General features: G+C 70.0%; 14 protein-coding genes and 1 pseudogene. 5 read left to right on the top strand and 10 right to left on the bottom strand.

Annotated features, from left to right (window positions below; translation table 11 throughout):
- Positions 1–40: 40 nt before the first annotated feature.
- The 7 genes from CEB94_RS21960 to CEB94_RS21930 form a co-directional block, all read right to left on the bottom strand.
- Positions 41–1,300, bottom strand: coding sequence for an ATP-grasp domain-containing protein (locus tag CEB94_RS21960; RefSeq protein ID WP_175433840.1), 1,260 nt, complete (start codon positions 1,298–1,300; stop codon positions 41–43).
- A gap of 52 nt (positions 1,301–1,352) precedes the next feature.
- Complete coding sequence (locus tag CEB94_RS21955; protein WP_175433839.1) at positions 1,353–6,329, bottom strand: non-ribosomal peptide synthetase; 4,977 nt, start codon at positions 6,327–6,329, stop codon at positions 1,353–1,355.
- A 38-nt stretch (positions 6,330–6,367) separates the two neighbouring features.
- A complete protein-coding gene (locus CEB94_RS21950) occupies positions 6,368–7,129 on the bottom strand; it encodes a thioesterase II family protein (protein ID WP_175433838.1) in 762 nt (253 codons plus the stop codon).
- Complete coding sequence (locus CEB94_RS21945) at positions 7,126–7,347, bottom strand: MbtH family protein (RefSeq protein WP_175433837.1); 222 nt, start codon at positions 7,345–7,347, stop codon at positions 7,126–7,128. Before CEB94_RS21945 ends, CEB94_RS21950 begins: the two co-directional genes overlap by 4 nt.
- A gap of 2 nt (positions 7,348–7,349) precedes the next feature.
- Complete coding sequence (sbnB, locus tag CEB94_RS21940) at positions 7,350–8,345, bottom strand: 2,3-diaminopropionate biosynthesis protein SbnB (protein WP_175437110.1); 996 nt, start codon at positions 8,343–8,345, stop codon at positions 7,350–7,352.
- An 11-nt stretch (positions 8,346–8,356) separates the two neighbouring features.
- Positions 8,357–9,406, bottom strand: coding sequence for a 2,3-diaminopropionate biosynthesis protein SbnA (gene sbnA, locus CEB94_RS21935; RefSeq protein ID WP_175433836.1), 1,050 nt, complete (start codon positions 9,404–9,406; stop codon positions 8,357–8,359).
- A gap of 138 nt (positions 9,407–9,544) precedes the next feature.
- Complete coding sequence (locus tag CEB94_RS21930; RefSeq protein ID WP_175433835.1) at positions 9,545–10,543, bottom strand: helix-turn-helix transcriptional regulator; 999 nt, start codon at positions 10,541–10,543, stop codon at positions 9,545–9,547.
- Positions 10,544–10,741: 198 nt separating this feature from the next.
- Between CEB94_RS21930 and CEB94_RS21925 the strand changes: the two genes are divergently transcribed.
- From CEB94_RS21925 to CEB94_RS21910, 4 genes and pseudogenes are all read left to right on the top strand, one after another.
- Positions 10,742–10,984 (top strand): hypothetical protein, encoded by a 243-nt coding sequence (locus CEB94_RS21925; RefSeq protein WP_175433834.1) that lies wholly within the window; start codon positions 10,742–10,744, stop codon positions 10,982–10,984.
- Between the two features lie 394 nt (positions 10,985–11,378).
- Complete coding sequence (locus CEB94_RS21920; RefSeq protein ID WP_175433833.1) at positions 11,379–12,431, top strand: ParB/RepB/Spo0J family partition protein; 1,053 nt, start codon at positions 11,379–11,381, stop codon at positions 12,429–12,431.
- Between the two features lie 47 nt (positions 12,432–12,478).
- Positions 12,479–14,353 (top strand): AfsR/SARP family transcriptional regulator, encoded by a 1,875-nt coding sequence (locus tag CEB94_RS21915; RefSeq protein WP_175433832.1) that lies wholly within the window; start codon positions 12,479–12,481, stop codon positions 14,351–14,353.
- 50 nt (positions 14,354–14,403) lie between these two features.
- A pseudogene (locus tag CEB94_RS21910) lies at positions 14,404–15,309 on the top strand (hydroxyacid dehydrogenase); the annotation flags it as partial.
- A 71-nt stretch (positions 15,310–15,380) separates the two neighbouring features.
- Here CEB94_RS21910 and CEB94_RS21905 read toward each other — a convergent pair.
- The 3 genes from CEB94_RS21905 to CEB94_RS21895 all read right to left on the bottom strand — a co-directional run bounded on the left by CEB94_RS21905 (position 15,381) and on the right by CEB94_RS21895 (position 17,633).
- Positions 15,381–15,785 carry a Pycsar system effector family protein gene (locus tag CEB94_RS21905; protein WP_175433830.1) on the bottom strand — a complete coding sequence of 135 codons (405 nt, stop codon included), beginning with the start codon at positions 15,783–15,785 and terminating at the stop codon, positions 15,381–15,383.
- A 64-nt stretch (positions 15,786–15,849) separates the two neighbouring features.
- A complete protein-coding gene (locus tag CEB94_RS21900) occupies positions 15,850–16,566 on the bottom strand; it encodes a TIGR03943 family putative permease subunit (protein ID WP_175433829.1) in 717 nt (238 codons plus the stop codon).
- Positions 16,563–17,633: a permease gene (locus CEB94_RS21895; RefSeq protein WP_425472472.1), complete on the bottom strand. Its 1,071-nt coding sequence runs from the start codon at positions 17,631–17,633 to the stop codon at positions 16,563–16,565. The genes CEB94_RS21900 and CEB94_RS21895 overlap by 4 nt, the downstream gene beginning before the upstream one ends.
- A 182-nt stretch (positions 17,634–17,815) precedes the next feature.
- On the opposite strand from CEB94_RS21895, the gene CEB94_RS21890 reads away from it, so the two are divergent.
- Positions 17,816–19,708: a potassium channel family protein gene (locus CEB94_RS21890; protein WP_175437108.1), complete on the top strand. Its 1,893-nt coding sequence runs from the start codon at positions 17,816–17,818 to the stop codon at positions 19,706–19,708.
- Positions 19,709–19,723: the final 15 nt, after the last annotated feature.

Genomic DNA, 19,723 nt, shown 5'->3' with positions numbered 1-19,723 from the left:
GGCCTCTGTCGTGTGCGTGTGCTGATCGGTCGGAGCCGCTTCACTCGGGCTGTTCCACGTCGTAGAAGCCGGGGCCGTCCAAGTAGCAGATCGCGTTGAAGTCGCGCTCGACGACTTCCGCCGACGGGTGCGCGAAGCCGACGGCCATGGTCTTGGTGGAGTCGTCGACGGTACGGACGAGGGAATCGCCCGGGTGCACGAAGATCTCCGTGTTGTTGAAGCTCTCCATGCCCCGAACGACTTCCAGCAGGGGGTAGGAGACGAGCTTTCCCTGCTGCGGTGCCGTCGGCCAGGACACCGATACGTGCTGTTGAAGGCGGTACGGGTGCCGGTGTTCGGCGAGGAACCGCTCCGGGTGGAGATACGCCTGCACGGTCCACCCGATCTGCGACTCCCCCGCTCCCAACTCGGCGTAGTACGGCGTGTTCGCGCCGGCGATCCGAGCGCCCACCTCGACGAGGCACGGCCCTTCGTCGGTGACGATGATCTCCAGATGCGCCGGTCCGTGCCGGATTCCGAGCGCGTCGAGCACGTCGTGGGCGTAGTCGACGACGGCCTGGCGCACCGGCGCGTCCCCGGGGATCAGATGGCCGCCGGTGATCCGGTCCCGTACGCCGGGAACGGTCATCTTGCTGTACTTCCAGACGTCTGTGGCCCGGTGCCGACCGTCGCGGCTCACGGTGTCCACCACGTACTCGCCACCCACCAGGTACTCCTGGACGACGGCCGCGGTGTTGGTCTCCGAGAACACCGTCGTGGCGGTCAGGATGCCGCGCAGCGCGGCGGCCGACTCCTCGGGAGTGTCGCAGATGGTCACGCCGTCGTTGGCGGCGCTGCGCAGCGGCTTCACCACGACCCGGCCGCCGATCTCGCGATGCCAGTCGATGAGGGTCTGCTCGTCCTCGACCAGCTTCTGCCGGGCCGCGCGCAAGCCCGCGGCCCGGAGCGTCTCGGTCATCAGGAACTTGTTCCGCCGGGCCGGCGAGAGCAGGCGGCCGTTGGTGGGCACCGCGAGTTCCTCGCTGAGTGCGTCCGCCAGCTCCACGCCGTACTCGCCTGCGGCGATGACCGCGACGGGACGGTGCTCGGCCACTGCCGCGACGGTTTCGCTCAGCGAACCCCTGTGGATGATGTTGTCGCTGAAGGCCCGGGTGTCGAAGTCGCCCTGGTAGCACCTGGGTACGTCCTGGGTGCTCTGCACTCGCACGACAGCACAGCCCTGCTCCAGGAACGCCTCGGCCAGCGCGTAGCTCGAGGGGTACGCGTCGACGAGAACGACACTGTTGTCCGTGTTGCTCATGCCTGCCTTTCTCTGCATCTGTCTGCGCGGACGGTGGGGGTGGCCGTCACGGTCACCACGCCTCTTCCAAGGCTTCGGCGAGGTCTGCGACCGTGGGGAAACGGAAGACCAGGACCGGTGAGACACGGCGTCCGAGCCGTGTGCTCAGCCGCACCGCGACCGCGGTGACGGCCAGCGAGTTGCCACCGACCTCGAAGAAGTTGTCGTCGGCCCCCAGGGGGCCGTCGATACCGAGAACCTCCTGCCACACCTCGACCACGAGCTGCTGTTCCTTGGTGATCTCCTGATCGTTCACCGGATCAGCGGCCACGGTCTGCGGTGCGGGCAGGGCGTCCCGGCTGACCTTTCCGTTCGGGGTCAGCGGGATCTGGTCGATGACGGTGTAGCACTGCGGCACCATGTACGACGGCAGTTGCCCGGCCAGGTGCTCCCGCAGGTGCGCCGGCGTGAAGGAGGTCGCGGTGTCCGCCGCGGCTTGCGGGATGACGTACGCCGCCAGCTGCTCGACACCCGTGGCCGTACGGTGTACGGCCACCACACAGTCCGTGACCGCCGAGTGCGTACGCAGCACGGATTCGATCTCTCCGAGTTCGATGCGGAATCCGCGCACCTTGACCTGGTGGTCGTCGCGACCGAGGAACACCAGGTTCCCGTCGGGGAGGAGCTGCACGACGTCACCCGTGGCGTACATGCGTGCGCCGGGCTCCTCCGCGAAGGGATCGGGCAGGTAGACCTGAGCCGTCCTGGCCGGTTGCCCCAAGTAGCCGCGTCCCACGGCGACACCGCCGACGTACAACTGTCCCCGGCACCCGGGCACGACGGGCCGCAGCCGCGGATCGAGCACGTACAGGCGGGCGTTGTCGGTGGCCTGGCCGAACGGGACGCTCGGCCGATGAGCGTGACGGTCGATCAGCTCGGTGGTGATCGGGCAGTACGCGGACGTGACGGTCGCCTCGGTCGGCCCGTACTCGTTGAAGACCTGGCAGCCTTCCGCGGTGACCTCCAGGATGCGGCGCGCGACGTCGTGGGGCACCGCCTCCGCCCCGGTGAAGACCAGCCGTACGGAGGCGAGCCCCCGGGCGGGATCGTCGGTCGCCTCCAGCAGGATCCGCATCTGCGACGGCGTGGCGTTGAGGGTGGAGATCCGCCGTTCGCTCAGCTCCCGCAAGAACGCCTCCGGGTCGTACGCGGCGGTGGAGTTGGCGAGGTGCAGCTGAGCCCCGGAGACCAGGCACTGGAAGATCTCCCACACCGAGTTGTCGAAGGCCACCGAGTGGTTCAGCAGCGCGCTGTCCCGCTCGGTGAGACGGCACAGCCGCTGGTTCCACTCCAGGAACGCGGTGATGTTGGCGTGGGTGATCGCCACACCCTTCGGCTTGCCCGTCGACCCGGACGTGTAGATCACGTACGCGAGGTGGTGCGGCTCGGGCTGAGCACCCTCGACCACGCTCCGTTCGGCCGGCGGCCCCGCCTCCTCGGTGACGGGTACGAGGGTCACGGACCCGGGCAACAGCGCCGACGACGCATGACCGGGGTCACCCACCACCAGACGCACACCGGAGTCGTCGAGCAGATGCCGGATCCGGTCGGCCGGATAGCCGGGGTCGAGCGGCACGTAGGCACCGCCGGCCTTCAGCACTCCGAGCAGCGCCACGACCATCTCCACCGAGCGCTCCAGGCAGACGCCCACCAGACGCTCCGGACCCACGCCCCTGGCCCGCAGCGCCCCGGCCAGCGCCTCGGCACGCCGGTCGACCTCCACGAAGGTCAACGACTCGGCATCGCCCACGAGACACACCCCGTCGGGAGTCCTGCGGACCTGCGCGTCCCACATCCGCACCAGCGTGCTCGGCTCGGGCAGGGGCTCGGCGAGGTCGCCACGGGCCAGGGCGCGCAGCTCCTGTCCGGACAGGATCTCCAGCTCGGACAGCCGGGCCGTGCTGTCGCCCACCATCTGCTCCAGAACCCGTACGAAGTGGATGGCGAGGCGCTGGACGAAGGCCCGGTCGAAGAGATCGGTGGCGTACTCGATCGAGACGGACAGGTCACCACTGCCCACGGCGTGGTCGGTGACGTCGAATGCGAGGTCGAAGCGGGCCGAGCCGAGCCGTCCTTCGAGCTCCTTGCGGTCGAAGACCTCGGTGAGAACACCGGCCGGAGCCTCCTCGTCGAGGGCGAACAACACCTGGAAGAGGGGGTTGCGGCTGAGGTCCCGCGTCGGACAGAGCCGCTCGACGAGCTTCTCGAACGGCAGCTCCTGGTGGGCGTAGGCCCCCTGCGCGACCTCGCGGACCCTTGTGAGCAGTTCCCGCCAGGACGGGTCGCCCGAGAGGTCGGTACGCAGCACCACCGTATTCACGAAGTAGCCGACGACGTCTTCGACTTCCGGCCGCTGCCTGCCTCCGACCAGCGTGCCGACGGCGACGTCGCTCTCGTCCGCGTACCTGCCGAGCAGCACCTGGAGAGGTGCGAGCAACCCCATGAACAGGGTGACGCCCTGCGCACGGCACAGCTCACGCACCTTGTCCGTGAGGTGGGCCGGGACACGGAACAGTTCACGGCTGCCGCGGTGCCCCGCGATCGCCGGCCGTGGCCGGTCGGTCGGCAGCTCAAGGGCCGGAACACCGTCGAGCCGCTGTCGCCAGTAACCGAGCAGCCGCTCCACCTCGGCCTCATCCAGCCGCTCTCGCTGCCACTGCGCGAAGTCTGCGTACTGCACAGGCAGAGAGATCTCACGGGGAGCGCCACCCGCGCGCAGCTCCTCGTAGAGGTCGCCCAGTTCGCGCACCACCAGGTCGAGTGACGTGCCGTCGGAGGCAATGTGGTGGAGGGTGAGCAGCAGGAGATCGCGCTCCGGCATGCGCAGGAGTTCCGCGCGCAGGAGCGGCGCCTCTTCCAGGGCGAAGGGTGTACGGATCCGCTCGGTGAGCAGCTCGTCCAGCTCCTCCTGCGAGGTCTCCACGCAGGTGACCGATACCGGCGTCGCGGCCCGCGCCTCCGGCTGGACCCGGCCGTCGACCGTGGGCAGCGCGGTACGGAGTACCTCGTGTCGCCGTACCACGGCCGACAACGCGTGCTCGAGCACCGGCACATCGGCACGGTCACCCGGGAAGGCCAGGACGAGCGGCAGGTGGTAGGCGCGGACATCACTGTTGAGCTGCTCGAAGATCCAGATGCGCTCCTGGCCGAAGGAGAGTTCCGCCCTGGTCGCCGGGCGGATCGGCTCCTCATGCTCCGTCCGGAGGGTGCCGAGCGCCGCGGCCAGGCCCGCCGCCGTCGGGTGGGCGAAGATCGCCTGTACGTCGACGGGTACGCCAAGCTCCTCACGCAGCCGCGCCACCGCCCGAACGGCGGTGAGCGACTGCCCGCCCAGGCCGAAGAAGTCGTCGTGCGGGGAGACGTCGGACACGGCGAGGAGCTCGCCCCAGACCCGGCGGATGGTCTCGGTCTCCGGGTACGGCACGGCCTCCTCAGCCGCGTGCCCGGCCTGTCGGATCCGCTCGTAGGGAGCGCCGCCGAGAGCATTGCGGTCGGCCTTGCCCGCGGGTGTGCGGGGCAGGACGTCGAGTACGGAGTACCCCTGCGGCACCATGTGGGCCGGGAGCCTTGCGGCGAGATGGTCACGCAGTCGGACCGGCAGATCCTGGGGGGCGCCGTGGGCGGGGACCAGATACGTCACCAACTGGGCGCCCCCGGCGGCCTGGTGGTCGACGACGACCACCGCGTCCGCGACGAGTGGATGGCTGCGGACGCTCGCCTCGATCTCACCGAGTTCGATGCGGTAGCCGCGCACCTTCACCTGGTGGTCGTTCCTGCCGAGGACCTCCAGGCTTCCGTCGGAGGCCCATCGGGCGAGGTCACCGGTGCGGTACAGACGCTCTCCCGTACCGCCGAAGGGATCCGGTACGAAGCGTTCGGCGGTCAGCGCCGGGCGGTTCAGATAGCCGCGGGCCACAGCCTCACCGCCGATCCACAGCTCGCCGGTGGCGCCCGGGGAGACCTCGTTTCCGTGCTCGTCGACCACGTGGAGGCGGCTGTTGGACAGCGCGGTGCCGACGGTCACCCGTTCCTCCGCGGTGTCGATGCGGCCGGCCGTGGCCCACACCGTGGCCTCGGTCGGCCCATACAGGTTCCACAGCGTGCCGCCGGTGGCGAGCAGGTCCTGTGCCAGCTGGGGATCCAGCGGTTCGCCGCCGGAGAGCAGCACCTTCCCCCGGCCGGCCTGCCAGCCGGAGGCCACGAGCATGCGCCAGGTCGTGGGGGTCGCCTGGACGACCGTCACTCCCGCTTCTTCGATGGCGGCGGCGAGCACTTCGGGGTCGGTGTTGGCGGCCGGCGGGGCCATGACGACGGTCGCGCCGAGGGTCAGCGGCAGGAAGAGTTCGAGCGTGGAGATGTCGAAGGAGAGCGGGGTGAGGGCGAGGACGCGGTCGTCCCGGGAGAGGCCGGGGCGCTGCGCCACGCTCTTCAGGAACGAACTGATCGCCGCGTGATCGATCCCTACGCCCTTGGGCAGCCCGGTCGATCCGGAGGTGTAGATGACGTAGGCCAGGTTCTGCGGACCGACCGCGTCGCCGGCCTGCGCGGTGAGCTCCGCCGGCACACGGGCGCCCTCCGCCGCCGTGAGGTCCTCGATCAACAGGATGTCCGCGGTCCCGCACGCCTCATCGGCGTCGGCGCCCAGCATCTGCGCACGGTGGTCCGCGTCGCACAGCACGAGCTCCGACCCGGAATCGGTCCGCATGTACCGCAGGCGGTCGGCGGGATAGCTGGGGTCGAGCGGCAGATAGGCGGCGCCGGACTTCAGGACGCCGAGCAGTGCCACCACCATGTCGACCGACCGGCCGAGACAGACGCCGACCAGCGACTCCGGGCCGATGCCGCGCGAGCGCAGCTCCGCGGCCACGAGCGTGGCGCGTCGGTCCACTTCGGCGTAGGTGGCGCGCTCGTCGCCCGCGACGACGGCAATGGAGTCAGCGGCCGTCGCGACCCGCTGCTCCCACAGTGCGACCAGAGTGGTCGGCGCCATGAACTGATCCTTTCTCAACCCCGGACGGGGGACGTTTCTCAACGCCGGACGGGAAGGGTGCGCGCTATCGATTCGACGAGCTGCTGCTCTGCGCCGCGTACATAGAGGTGATCTCCCGGGAACATCCGCAGCTCGAACTCGGCGGAGGTGTGCGCGCGCCAGGCGGCCAGCTCCGGCTCGCGGACCGAGTCGTCCCGGTCACCGCCGAGCACGGTGAACGGGCAGGGCAACGGCGCTTGGTGCCGGTGCTCGTACGTCTCGCACACGGTGAGGTCCGCGCGCACCGTGGGCAGCAGCAGCTCCTGCAACTCGGGGTCGAGGCCCACGAACTCCGAACGCCTCAACCGGGCCAGGAGATCGGCGTCCGACAGGTGGTGCAGGGGCTCCCGGTCCGGCAGATGGGGGGCGCGCAGGGCCGACAGGAACAGCCGGGTGGGGAGCGGTGCGCCCGTGTTCCGGAGGCGGTTCGCCAGCGCAAAGGCGAGCAGCGCGCCCATGCTGTGCCCGAAGAAGCCGAACGGCAGTTCCGAGCGCCCGGATATCAGCGGCGCCAGCTCGTCCACAACGGCTTCCACGGACAGCAGAGGCGGCTCGACGAAGCGGTTCTCCCGCCCCGGCAGTTGTACGGAGCAGACCTCGACGCTGTCCGGGAAGTGTTCGGCCAGCTGGTAGGAGGAGGCGCCGGCACCGGCGTGCGGGAAGACGAACAGACGGTAGCGGGCGGTCTGCCGCCGGCTGTCCAGGCCGCGCAGCCACAGCTGCGCGGCCTCGCTCGGTGCGGAGGACATGGCCGCGCTCATCGCGACGGGTCCTTGGCCGCCGGCTCGGACAGGGACATACGGACGGACAGCGGGGTCAGGTCGGTCCACACGTGCTCTATGTGGGCGAGGCATTCCCGCTTCGTGCCGGCCTCGCCCACCGGCCGCCAGCCCATGGGGATGTCACGGTCGGCGAGCCAGATCGAGTACTGCTCCTCGTGGTTGACGACGACCAGGTAGCGGTCTTCCGCAGCACTCATGATCAGACCTCCACGCCGGTGAAGAACTCGCTCGCCCGATGGCCCTTGCCCGCCTCGACGAGCCGGTCGTGCACCCACTTGCCGACGGCCAGGTCCAGGACGCCGAGGCCGAACGGCGCGAAGATCGCGGGGCGTCCGGGCTCGCGGGTCCGGCGCTCGTCGAGGAGGTCGCCGATGGTGCCGTCGATGAAGTCCCGGTTACCGGTGACCTGCTCGGTCAGGTGCAGCGACGTGCGTTCACGCACCGCATGGTCCACGTCGTCGGTGAAGTTCTGAGCAGCCAGGACGACTTCGGGGGACAGATCGCGCAGGGACAGGTGGAGCACCACCGGGCCGTGTGCCAGGAGCTCCGGGTCGTGCAGATGCGGCTCTCCGGCCACGGTGGTGAGCACGACGAGGTCGCAGTCGGCGAAGGCGTCCTCGACGCGCTCGGCGATCTCCACCTCGGCCGCGGCGTCCTCCTTGAGGACGAGGCCGTAGCGCTCGGCGGCGTCCCGGTTGAGGTCGAAGAGCCGGAACGCGCCGATCTCCCAGTCGAGATCACGCAGGAACTTCCAGACGTGCTGGGCGATCAGACCGGTGCCGACGATGCCGACCCGGCGTGCGCGCCGCTCACCGAGCAGGACTTCGGCGCCGAGCACCGCGGAGGCCGCGGTACGGGTGGCGGAGATGACCGACGACTCCATGCACGCGAACGGGTATCCGGTGACGCAGTCGTTGAGGATCAGAGTGGCCGAGGCACGAGGGATCCCGTGCTGGATGTTGTCGGGGAAGCTGGCGATCCACTTGTTGCCCGCCACGTCGAACTCACCGCCGAGATACGCCGGCAGGGAGATGATGCGTGAGCGGGACTGGTGCGGGAACCGGAGGAACGAACTGTGCGGGTTGGAGCTCTGGCCCGCGTCGTGGGCCAGATAGGCGCGGCGTACGACCTCCAGCAGCTCCGGACGGCTGCCGTTGATCTGTGCGGCGACGTCGGCTGCGTCGATCACCGTCATGGTCGGCGGGGTCAGGGCGTGCACGTGAGCAGTTCTCCTTCGATGTCTGACTGATGTGCCCGTGCGGGCGACGAGGACCGTGCCGCTTCCGCACGCAGTTCCCGAAGCCAGTCGGCGTCGTAGACGGTCTTGGCGTAGGCGTGCCCACGGTCCGCGGCCAGGAAGGCGACGGTGGGGCGAGGCCCGGTGGGCCGGTTGCGCGCGAAGTAGCTCTGGATTCCGGCGTAGATGCTCCCGGTCGAACCGCCGACGAACAGCCCGTAGCGATCGAGGAGTTCATGGCAGCCCTCGGCCGCACGAACCTCGGAGACGATCTCGACCTCGTCGATGAGCGCCTGCCGGCACAAAGGCGGCACGATGCTGGAACCGATGCCGGGAATCCACCGCTTCTTCGGCGGCCCCCCGAAGATCACGGAGCCCTCGGTGTCCACGGCCACCACCACCGACCGCGGAAAGGCTTCCTTGACCCGACGGGAGACGCCGGCGATGGTTCCGCCCGTGCTCACACCGACGAACAGATAGTCGATGACGCCCGCGTCCTTGATCAGCTCACCCGCGGTGAACTGATAGTGCGCGTCGAGGGCATCGGGGTTGGCGTACTGGTTGGGCCAGTACGCGGGACCGAACTTCGCGAGGAGTTCCTGAACCCTGGACAGGCGGGTCTTCAGGTATCCGCCCGCGGCATCCCTCCGGGAGACCTTCTCCACGTGACGGCACAGATTTCTCAGGTGCGCTTCGGTCGCCGCGTTGCAATTGGGGTCGATGACCGGCACGAACGCGATGCCGAGCATGCGACAGTAGAACGCCAGCGCCAGGGCGAAATTCCCGGACGATGACTCCACCACCGTGGTGTCCTGCTGGATTTCACCGCGGGAGATCGCCCGCTCCAAGATCCAGAGTGCCGAGCGATCCTTGGTACTGCCGGTCGGATTGCAGAACTCCAGCTTGGCGACAATGTCGAGCTCGTCATGCGCCAATGGGATCAGCGGGGTCCCCGCGAGGCCGGTACGGAGCTGTTTGACTCTCTCGACCAGCGCCTTGTCGGCATGCCTTTGAACCATGCAACGAATCTGACACGCGGGGTTCCAGGCCGACTCAAGCGGAACTCAAGCGGTTCGTGGCAACCGATCCGCGTTCAACTGCGCATGACGAGCGGTTGGACGGCCTCGGCATGGCCTACGGTAGGTCGGGCCGGACCTTCAGTCGAGGTTGCTCGGCAGGTAGCCGAGCCGCACGGCCTGGACGCCGGCCTGGAACCTGCTCCGGGCGTCGAGCTGGGTGAGCAGACCGGACACGGTTCTGCGCACGGTGCGCGTCGAGACACCCAGGTGGTGCGCGATGGCGTCATCAGTGAGCCCTTGCGCCATCAGGCGGAGCACTTCGGCCTGATGAGCACTCAGCTGTTCCGGCTCCCGTTCCGGCCGCGTTCCGAAAGGCTGCGCGGACTGCCACACGGACTCGAACAGCGCGATGATCAGCGCGAGCGTGCCCGGGTTCTCCACGACAACCGCACCGGTGCGGGTGTTCTGGCTGTCGGTCGCGATAAGGGCTGTCCGCCGGTCTACAACGATGAGGCGGTTGGGAAGGGAAGGAGTCGTACGGATCTGAGCACCGTGATCGACCAGCCATGTGGCGTGCGAGACGGTCGGCTGGTCGCGCCGGATGCTGTCCAGATAGATGGTGCGCATCCGGATACCCCGATTGAGCAGGCTCAGATTGAGCGGACGCGAAGCGGCCATGTTCGCCTGCGTCTGAGGCCCGCCCGGGGCAAAGGTCAAGAATTCATCCTGCACTTGATTGGTGAGTATTTCGATGTGCTCCCTGACGGCGTCAATGCCTTCGAGGTACTGGAAACCCGATCCCGCACCGGCCGCGTAGCGGTCCGCGAACTGCGCCATGGTCTCGGCGACCTTCGCTCGGCTCGCCTCGACGCGCAGCTGGTGCGCGGCCAACTCGGCCTGTTCTTTGGCGAGTAGGGCCTCCAGGCCGAGCAAGGGGTTCACAGGACGCACCTGCGCGTGATCGTCTGTAGAGCGCCGCACCAGCGCCAAGCCGCTCAGGCGGTCCAGTGCCCGGCGTACCTCGCTCTCCGGCAGGTCGAGCTCTTTCGCCCACGAGGCGATGCCGCCTTCCGGCCGAGCCAGCATGGTCCGGTACACGGCTTCTGTAGCCGCGTCGATGCCCAGTCCAGAAAGCATGTGCGTCCCCCCTGTACGCCTCGTCCCAGGTGTACGGATCGCTCCTGCACACCGGTCATGTGTGCGTAATGAAACGATTGGAGAGGCTACATGAACGGCCTGGTGAGGGGCTGTGACGGAGACCACTCGCGACGATCGCGACGGCTGTACCTGGTTCACGTCCACCTCGCGCCACACCCCTCCGGGACACCCCTGCCCATGGGGGTGGCGGCGGTCATCACCCGGGCCGCTCCGCCGGAGACGGCGATCCTCCACGCCACCGTGCACCCCGCGGACGGCTCCGTCCCGGCCGTCGGCATCTTCCTCGAGTCCGCTGCCCCGGAGCTGGCCGAGTCGGCCGCCCGCGTCGCGTGGTGGACCGCGGTCGGAGCGGAGCCACACCTCGGCGAGTGGACTCTGCTCTCGGCATCGGTTTCTCTGGCCCCGGGCACTTCCTGGTGATGCCCCCACGGGCCCGCTCGCGCCGAGCCGGAATCTGTCCTCATCAGGACATGGCCACTCTGCCCCTCCCGAACTCTCTTCACTCCGCCTCCGGTCACGGATCAAACTCAGTCATCGGCGCGATCAGCGCCTGAGGACTTCTTATCCGGGGGAGAAGAAAGATGACGATGCGTCGAGTTGTGGGCTTCGGGACTGCGTTTGCGGCAGCGCTGGCGATGGTCCTGGGGGCGGCCGAGTCGGAGCCGGCACAGCGGACGGCGGTCCAGGCGGATGCGGGCTGGCAGTCGCCTGCCCCCTCGGCCGTGGCCGTTTCCGGACAGCAGACGGCGGATGACGCGGGCTGGCAGTGAGGCCCCACGGACGAGGCGGCGGTGGCACCCGCCGGCACGAGGCGATGCCTCACCCGGCGCCCGACGGCGCGTACCTGATCGAACTCCGCGACACCTTGTTGCGGGCTCCGGTGGAGATCGTTCCTCTCGAAGCATTGCGGATCACGGGTTCCCCCCGGCGCACGGTGGAGGACCCGGCCCACTCCCGGAAGCTCGCGGACACGGGTGCGGGCCTCCCGCCCCTGTTCGTGCACCGTCCGTCGATGACGGTGATCGACGGGATCCACCGCCTTCGGGCAGCACAGATGCGCGGTCGGCCAACCATCGCGGTGCGCTTCTTCGACGGCAGCGCGGAAGACGGCCGCCTGCTCGCCGTGGCCCTGAACGTGACACACGGCCTTCCGCTGACCTTGGGGGAACGCACTGCCGCCGCGGAGCGCATCCTCGCGAGCCGTCCTCACTGGTCGGACAGATTCGTGGCGGAGATCGCGGGAGTGTCCAGCGGGAAGGCCGCTGAGATCCGTCGCCGCCTGCTCGGTGCGCCCGCGCCCGATGCCAAGCGCGTAGGCCGTGACGGTCGTGCCAGAGCGGTCGACCCGAAGCGGGGCAGGGAACTCGCCGCGGCTCTGCTGCGACAGCACCCGGGGGCCTCACTACGGCACATCGCCAAGCAGGCGGGTGTCTCTCCGACGACCGTGGCCGCGGTGCGGGACCGGATCGCGCGCGGTGACGACGTCACCGTCGCCTCCGGACCCGCGCGCGGTGTCGGGACCGCCAGCGCCGGCACAGGGGTGTCAAGCGCAGAGATCCGGCCCACCCCGCCTCCCGCAGAGATCCGGCCCACCTCGCCTCCCGCCGACGCGGGGCAGCCGGCCGACGCGGGCGAGATCCATCGCCTGCTGAGGCGGGATCCCTCACTGCGTTTCAACGAGGCCGGCCGGACGGTGCTGCGTCTCCTGGACGCCGGCGCGGCCGTGACCCGCGACAAGGACGCCATCGTCGCGAGCGTGCCGCCCCACTGCATGTCCGCGGTGGCCCAGCTCGCCGAGGCGTACGCGAAGAGCTGGCAGCTCTTCGCCACCGAGATCCAATCCATGGGCAGTGCCGGAATGGTCTGAGAGCCGTCCCGAACGCTCCCGTCAGTCAGCACACGATGGAGAAGCCCATGCGAGTCAATCTTCTGGGACCGTTCGAGGTCTACGCCGGGGACGATCGCGCCAACACCGCCCCGGCAGCCCAGAAGGTCCGCCAGATTCTCGCCCTGCTCGCACTCAACGCGAACCGGGTCGTGCGATCCGGGCAACTTGTCGAAGAACTCTGGGAAGACAGCCCGCCCACCAGCGTCAGCACCGCACTACAGACGTACATCTGCCAGATCCGGAAGAAGTTCGAGCTCGGCAGCCCCCGCGGCGACGCCGCTCGCCGGCGCGGCGCACGGCCGACGCTGAGCACGGTCGACGGTGGATACCAGCTGACGCTTCCCGACGACCGCGTGGACGCCTTCCGTTTTGAACCACTCATCTCCCGGGCTCGCCAGGAGTTCCACAAGGGAGACTTCCTGCGCGCCCGGAACTCCGTTGTCACGGCGATGACGCTGTGGCGCGACTCAGCGCTCGTAGACGTGCGCAAGGGCTCCATCCTCGAGTCCGAAGCACTCCGGCTCAACGAGCTCTGCAACAGCGCCAGGCACCTTCGGATCGACGCCGATCTGCACCTGGGCCGGCACCACGAGCTCCTGAGCGAGCTCACCTCGCTGGCCCGGCTGGAACCGACGAACGAGGGCGTACAGCGCCAACTGATGCTGGCGCTGTACCGGACGGACCGCAGGGCCGACGCGCTGCGCGCGTACCAGCGCGCACGGACGTCCATCGCCGATGAACTCGGACTCGATCCCTCACCCGAGCTCCAGGCCCTGCACACCGCGATACTCAACTCCGACGACTGTCTGCCGGGCGTGCCCGAGCCCCTCAGGGCCGCGGCGGCCACGGCATCGGCATCGGCATCGGCAACCACTCAAGTGCCGCGCCACCTCCCCCCAGCGCAGGCCCGGCTCTCCGGCCGCAGAGGCCAGTTGGCGCGTGCGGTCGGCGCGCTCACGGCACCTGCGGCAGGGCGCGTCGTCGTGGTCAACGGCCCCCTCGCGTCCGGCAAGAGCGAGTTGTGCGTGCATGCCGCCCAGGAAGCGAGCCCGCACTATCCCGACGGCACGTTGTTCACCCGGCTCCTCGACAGCGACGACCGTCCCGTCGACCACGCGATGGTGCTCCGCTCCTTTCTTCGCGGGCTCGGCGCCCACGACGACCAGCTGAACCGCGACGTGACGGATTTGAGCTTGATGTTCCGCGCCTGGACCGCGGACCGGCGGGTGCTCGTCGTCCTCGACGACGTGACCGCCCCGGAGGACCTGGCTCCGCTTCTTCCTTCCGGGAAGGGATGCGGAACCCTGATCAGTGGTCGCCGACGCCTGTTCGTCGCTTCCAGCACCGAGCAGGTCGAGCTGGACCGGTTGCCTCTCGACGACAGTCTGCAGGTGCTCGGCTCCGCTGTGGCGGACCACCGGATCACGATGGATCCGGAAGGAGTTCGGCGACTGGCCGAGCTCTGCCACGGCCTGCCCGGCGCGCTCTTCGCCGTGGCGTCCAAGCTTCGACTGCGCCCTCACTGGACGGCCCGTCAGGCGGCGAACTGGATCGCCGAGTCGTCGCAGGCGGGCGAGGACCCCTTGGGCATCCGCTCCAGCCTCGAGCGATCACTCATTGCGCTGCCCGCCGACGCCCGGGTCGCCTTCGAAACCCTGATCTCCGCGCGAGGACTTCGGGAACTCAGCGTCGAGGCCGTCGCCTCACTCCTGAGCACCAGCGCATTCCGGGCCGAGGCTCTTTTGGAGGAACTCGTGGAGACGCATCTGCTGCGCGCGTCCCTGCCCTCCGCGGGTGGCGGGTTCTCCTATACGTGGGAACCGGCGCTGGCAGTGCTGCACAGCCGACACGCCACGCCTCGGCTGACGGACGGTGTCATCCCGCAGGCCGTCCCGGCCTGAGCGGCCGGTCTGTCATCCCAAGATCCCTTCTCAGACCACCAAGGATCACTGTGAACATCAGACCCGTCGTGCTCGTCGCCGATCCGCTCTCACCCGTGGCACTGTCCTCCCTCGGATCCGACGTCGAGGTCCGGCACTGTGACGGCACGGACCGCCCGGCGCTGCTGGCCGCCGTCGAGAGTGCGGACGCGCTGCTCGTACGCAGCGCGACCAGGGTCGATGCCGAGGTGCTCGACGCTGCTCCCCGCCTGAGGTTCATCGGACGTGCAGGGGTCGGTCTGGACAACGTCGACGTCCAGGACGCCACCCGCCGCGGTGTCGCGGTGGCCAACGCGCCCACCGCCAACGTGGTGTCCGCCGCGGAGATGACCTGTGCGCTGATCCTCGCGTCGGCACGCCATCTCCTGCCCGCGGGAACAGCTCTGCGGCAGGGCAGTTGGGAGCGATCCCGGTACACGGGCGTCGAACTGTCGTCGAAGACCCTCGGCGTGATCGGGCTGGGCCGTATCGGCACGCTGGTCGCGGAGCGGATGGCCGCGTTCGGCATGGACATCGTGGCCCATGACCCGCACCTTGGTAATGCTTGCCCGGACGGTGTCAAACTCCTGACCCTGGACGAGCTGTTGCGCCGTGCGGACGTGATCACCGTCCACCTGCCCAAGACCGCGGAGACCACCGGGCTCATCGGCCGGGCCGAACTCGCCGCGATGAAGCCCACGGCTCTCCTGGTCAACGTCGCACGGGGCGGCATCGTCGACGAGCAGGCTCTCCACGCCGCGCTGGTCTCCGGGCAGATCGCCGGCGCGGCCCTGGACGTCTTCGGCCGAGAGCCGTGCACCGAGTCGCCGCTCTTCGAGCTGGACAACGTCACCCCCACGCCGCATCTGGGCGCCAGTACGTCGGAAGCCCAGGACCGGGCCGGAGTGACCGTCGTGGAAGCCGCTCTCAAGGCCCTCTTCGACCAGCCTGCCGGCAGCCCGGCGGCGTGAACGTCCGGTGCCGGGTGCTGTTCGGACGTCAGGGCCGGCTAGGAGAGCACTCCCGTCAGCGTCCCCGCCGAGGTCAGCGTCAGGAAAACCGCCCCCCACCCCATCGCCTGCCGTATACGGCGGTGCCTGGTGCACGTCGTGCGGTTCAGGAACTGGGGTGGGAGGTCGGCGGTCGGAGCCGGGCGGCTCGCCAGGCTCAGCAGAACCAAGGACGGGGCGCAGGCCGCGCAGCCGGTCCAGAGGAGGAGTTGGGGGATCGCGGCGTACTGGGTGGGGGTGATGACGCCGGCGGTGATGGCGGTGAGAAGGGCGGTCAGGGCCGCGCCGAGAGTGGCCAGGGTCAGGCCGGCTCGGTGGTCGGCCTTCGCCAGCTCCTCGCGGACCGCCTCCGGCAGGAGCGGCCGGTCGAGTTCCGCCGTGCGCTCGCCATGGAGTGTGGTCATGCCTACCCCTCGCTGATCAGCGGTTTCTCCCGGGTACCCCAACAAGGCCGTGCTACACCGCAGTTCAGGTGTTCCAGGTCTCGTCGTACGGGTCGTGCGGGGTGGGCACCGGTCTGGCCGTCGTCACCTCCAGGTACGGGATCGGACCGTTGTTGACGGGGTCCTTCGTGCGGCGGGGGGTGTAGGTGCCGGTGATCTCCAGCCAGGTGTCCGGTCGCAGAACCGGGGGGATGTCGCCCGTCAGGGCGATCTTGACCGGCTGGGCGTCGGCCGCGCAGCAGTTGAGGCCCATGCGGACCAGGTAGGGGGTGCCCTTCCGGTCCAGGGTGACGAAGCCGGTGATCTTCAGCTCGCGGTCGTGGAGGGAGCGGCCGTCGTCGTAGATCGCGCGGCCGGCGTAGTCGGCCACGGCGAGGCGCAGCGGTGCGTCGCCGCCGGTGGGGAGGGCCGGGAAGCCGAAGGGTTTCGTCAGGGCCGTGCCGGTGTGCGCCGCGCTGTAGGAGCCCAGGGCCGGCGGGGCGACCAGGATCAGGGCGAGGACCGGGAGCGTGAGGAGCCAGGAGACGCGGGGCTCGCGGTGCTGATGGTCGTGGTCGTGGGCGGGGGTGCGGCGGTCGTACCAGAGGGTCGCGGCCGCCGTGGTGATGAGGACCGCGCCTGCCAGGAGGACCAGGGGGCGCAGGCCCTCCTTGACGTAGCGCAGGTAGAGGTCGGTCGCGCCGGCGTGCAGGAGGGTCGCGCCGAGCAGGAAGAGGAGGGCCGTCTGGGCCAGGCGGTTCACAGCAGGACCGTTCCGGTCAGGGCCGATACGACGACGGCCAGGGCGAAGGTCGCGGGGGCGAAGCGCAGCGCGAAGGCACGGCCGAAGGTGCCCGCCTGCATCGCGAAGAGCTTCAGGTCGATCATGGGGCCGACGACCAGGAAGGTCAGACGGGCCGTCAGGGAGAACTGGGTCAGGGACGCCGCCACGAACGCGTCCGCCTCCGAGCAGATGGAGAGCAGGACGGCCAGGACCGCGAGGACCAGGACCGACAGCACGGGGTGGCCGGCCGCGAGGCTCAGCCATTGCGCCGGGACCACGGCCTTCAGGGTCGCCGCGGCCATCGCGCCGATCACCAGGAAACCGCCGGCGTGCGTCACGTCGTGGCGGACCGAGCCCCAGAAGGCCGGCCCCTTGCGCTGACCCTCGTACGACGCGCGGGCCGGCAGGCGGAGCCAGTCCGTGCGGCCGAGGCGGTGCCAGAGCCAGCCCATCGAGCAGGCCACCAGCAGACTCGCGACGAAGCGGGCCGGCACCATTTCGGGGTTGCCGGGGAACGCCACGGCCGTCGCCGTCAGCACGATCGGGTTGATGGCGGGTGCCGAGAGGAGGAAGGCCAGGGCCGCCGCCGGTGTGACCCCTCGGCGGACCAGGGCTCCGGCGACCGGCACGGACGCGCACTCGCAGCCCGGCAGTACCGCGCCGGCCGCGCCCGCGACCGGGACCGCCAGGGCCGGGCGCTTGGGCAGGGCCCGGGCGAAGAACGACGGCGGCACGAACACCGCGATCGCCGCCGACAGCAGCACACCGAGCACCAGGAACGGCAGCGCCTGGACCATGACCGCGACGAACACCGTCATCCAGCTCTGCATCACCGGTGCGGCCAGGGCCCCGCGGATCGGGTCCTGGAACATCACCGCCGTGAGCAGCAGAAGGGTGAGGAGGAGGGGGGAGTTGAGATGCCGGCCCTCTTCCGCGCCGCCCTCTTCCCTGCCGCCCTGTTCCACACGGCTCTCTTCCGCACCGCCGTCCGCCTCGGTGTCCCCGTGCTCGGCGTCGTCCTGCGGGGCGGTCTTCGTGATGGCCACGGGCCCGGTACCTCCGGTGGTGCGCGAGGGCATTCCCCATTCCCTCCCCTTGCGTACGGACGGCGACGGCCGGGCGTTCACACCACACCGTCCCCTTCTGGAACCGGTCGACCCGGTGAGGCAGTCTTCTCCTCGTGGGGAGCGTTCCGAACCAAGGTCATCCGAGTGATCCGGCCACGCACATGATCGTGTGCGGTGACGACGGGCTCGCGCACCGGCTGGCCGCCGAACTCCGCGGTGTCTACGCCGAGCAGGTCACGCTCGTCGTACCGCCCTCGGGCAGACGGGTGCGTCAGCCCGTGGTCGGGCGGGCCCGGGCCGCCTCGGCGGCGCTGCTCGACCGGGTCGTGAACGCGGCCGTCAACCGGACCGGCGCCGGCGGTGAACCGGCCACGAACGAACAGGTCGTCGAGGCCGCCGAGGTCACCGAGGCGGTGCTCACCGAGGCCGGCGCCGACCGTGCGGCGGCGCTGGCGCTCGTCTACGACGACGACGAGACCAACATCCGTGCCGCGCTCACCGCCCGCCGGCTCAACCCCCGCCTGCGCCTCGTACTCCGGCTCTACAACCGGCGGCTGGGGCAGCACATCGAGGAACTGCTGGACCAGACCGCTGCCGTCGCCTCGGGGGACGGGCAGGCAGCGGGTCTCGACACGTCGACGACGGTCCTGTCCGACGCCGACACGGCCGCGCCCGCGCTGGCCGCCACCGCCCTCGTCGGCACCAGCAAGATCGTCCAGGCGGAAGGAATCGTGCTGCGTGCGGTGGAACGGCAGCCGCCGCGGCCGGGCGAAGTGGCCGACCCGGGGCTGTGCACGCTGGCGCTGCTGTCCGCGACGAGCAACGACCCGGCCGGGGCCGATGGTTCCGAGGGCAGCGGGGAGCACGGGCCGCAGCTGCTGCCGGACGAGGCGGCGGTGGCGTCGGCGACCGGGCGCGGCACCGTGGTCCTGGAGCAGGTGTCGTACTCCGGGCCGGCCCTGGCCGCCGGGCGGGGTGGTGTGCCGCCGCTCGCCTCACTGTTCTCGCGGCGGCTGCGGTGGTCGCTGGCCGGGCTGGTGGGGTGTGTGCTGGCCCTCGCCGTCGCGTTGATGATCGTGACCGGGGAACATCCGCTGTACGCGACGTACGTCACGCTGCTCGATCTCTTCGGCATCAACGATCCCGCGTTCCACGAGTCGACCGGCGAACAGGTGCTGCAACTGCTGTCCGGGCTGGTCGGGTTGCTGCTGCTGCCGGTGCTGCTGGCGGCGGTACTGGAAGCGCTCGGCACGTTCCGCAGCGCGTCCGCGCTGCGCAAGCCGCCACGGGGGCTCGGCGGGCATGTGGTGCTGCTCGGGCTCGGCAAGATCGGGACGCGGGTGCTGACGCGGCTGCGGGAGATGCACATTCCCGTGGTGTGCGTGGAGTCCGATCCGGACGCGCGGGGGATGGCCACGGCGCGGCGGCTGCGGGTGCCGGTGGTGCTCGGGGACGTCACGCAGGAGGGGGTGCTGGAGGCCGCGAAGATCCACCGTGCGCATGCGCTCCTGGCGCTGACCAGCGCGGACACCACGAACCTGGAGGCCTCGCTGTACGCGCGGTCCGTACGGCCCGATCTGCGGGTCGTGCTGCGGCTGTACGACGACGACTTCGCGACGGCCGTGTACCGCACGCTGCGGGCCGCGCATCCGTTCGCCCTCACGCGGAGCCGGAGTGTGTCGCATCTGGCCGCGCCCGCGTTCGCCGGGGCGATGATGGGGCGGCAGATCCTGGGGGCGATTCCGGTGGAGCGGCGGGTGCTGCTGTTCGCGGAGGTGGAGGTGGCCGGGCATCCGCAGCTGGAGGGGCGGACGGTCGGGGAGGCGTTCCGGGCAGGGGCCTGGCGCGTGCTGGCGCTCAATACGGCACCCTCCGGGGTGCGGCGGGGTGACGGGGAGGGCGCGGAGGAGGACGGCGCGGCGGCGTCGGGGCTGGTGTGGGATCTGCCTCCTACGTATGTGCTGGGGGCCGGGGACCGGGTCGTGCTGGCGGCGACTCGGCGGGGGCTTGCGGAGCTGCTGGGGCGCAGGCGGCGGGAGCGGGCCGGGGCGTGACGCCGAGCGGTGTTC

This window comes from Streptomyces hawaiiensis (assembly GCF_004803895.1).
Taxonomy (GTDB): domain Bacteria; phylum Actinomycetota; class Actinomycetes; order Streptomycetales; family Streptomycetaceae; genus Streptomyces; species Streptomyces hawaiiensis.
This window is presented reverse-complemented; position numbering and strand designations above follow the sequence as displayed.

Bases quoted from the DNA above. Each gene is read 5' to 3' on its own strand.
- CEB94_RS21960 (WP_175433840.1), bottom strand. From the start codon at position 1,300: ATGAGCAACACGGACAACAGTGTCGTTCTCGTCGACGCGTACCCCTCG.
- CEB94_RS21955 (WP_175433839.1), bottom strand. From the start codon at position 6,329: ATGGCGCCGACCACTCTGGTCGCACTGTGGGAGCAGCGGGTCGCGACG.
- CEB94_RS21950 (WP_175433838.1), bottom strand. From the start codon at position 7,129: ATGAGCGCGGCCATGTCCTCCGCACCGAGCGAGGCCGCGCAGCTGTGG.
- CEB94_RS21945 (WP_175433837.1), bottom strand. From the start codon at position 7,347: ATGAGTGCTGCGGAAGACCGCTACCTGGTCGTCGTCAACCACGAGGAG.
- sbnB (WP_175437110.1), bottom strand. From the start codon at position 8,345: ATGACGGTGATCGACGCAGCCGACGTCGCCGCACAGATCAACGGCAGC.
- sbnA (WP_175433836.1), bottom strand. From the start codon at position 9,406: ATGGTTCAAAGGCATGCCGACAAGGCGCTGGTCGAGAGAGTCAAACAG.
- CEB94_RS21930 (WP_175433835.1), bottom strand. From the start codon at position 10,543: ATGCTTTCTGGACTGGGCATCGACGCGGCTACAGAAGCCGTGTACCGG.
- CEB94_RS21925 (WP_175433834.1), top strand. From the start codon at position 10,742: ATGGGGGTGGCGGCGGTCATCACCCGGGCCGCTCCGCCGGAGACGGCG.
- CEB94_RS21920 (WP_175433833.1), top strand. From the start codon at position 11,379: ATGCCTCACCCGGCGCCCGACGGCGCGTACCTGATCGAACTCCGCGAC.
- CEB94_RS21915 (WP_175433832.1), top strand. From the start codon at position 12,479: ATGCGAGTCAATCTTCTGGGACCGTTCGAGGTCTACGCCGGGGACGAT.
- CEB94_RS21905 (WP_175433830.1), bottom strand. From the start codon at position 15,785: ATGACCACACTCCATGGCGAGCGCACGGCGGAACTCGACCGGCCGCTC.
- CEB94_RS21890 (WP_175437108.1), top strand. From the start codon at position 17,816: ATGATCGTGTGCGGTGACGACGGGCTCGCGCACCGGCTGGCCGCCGAA.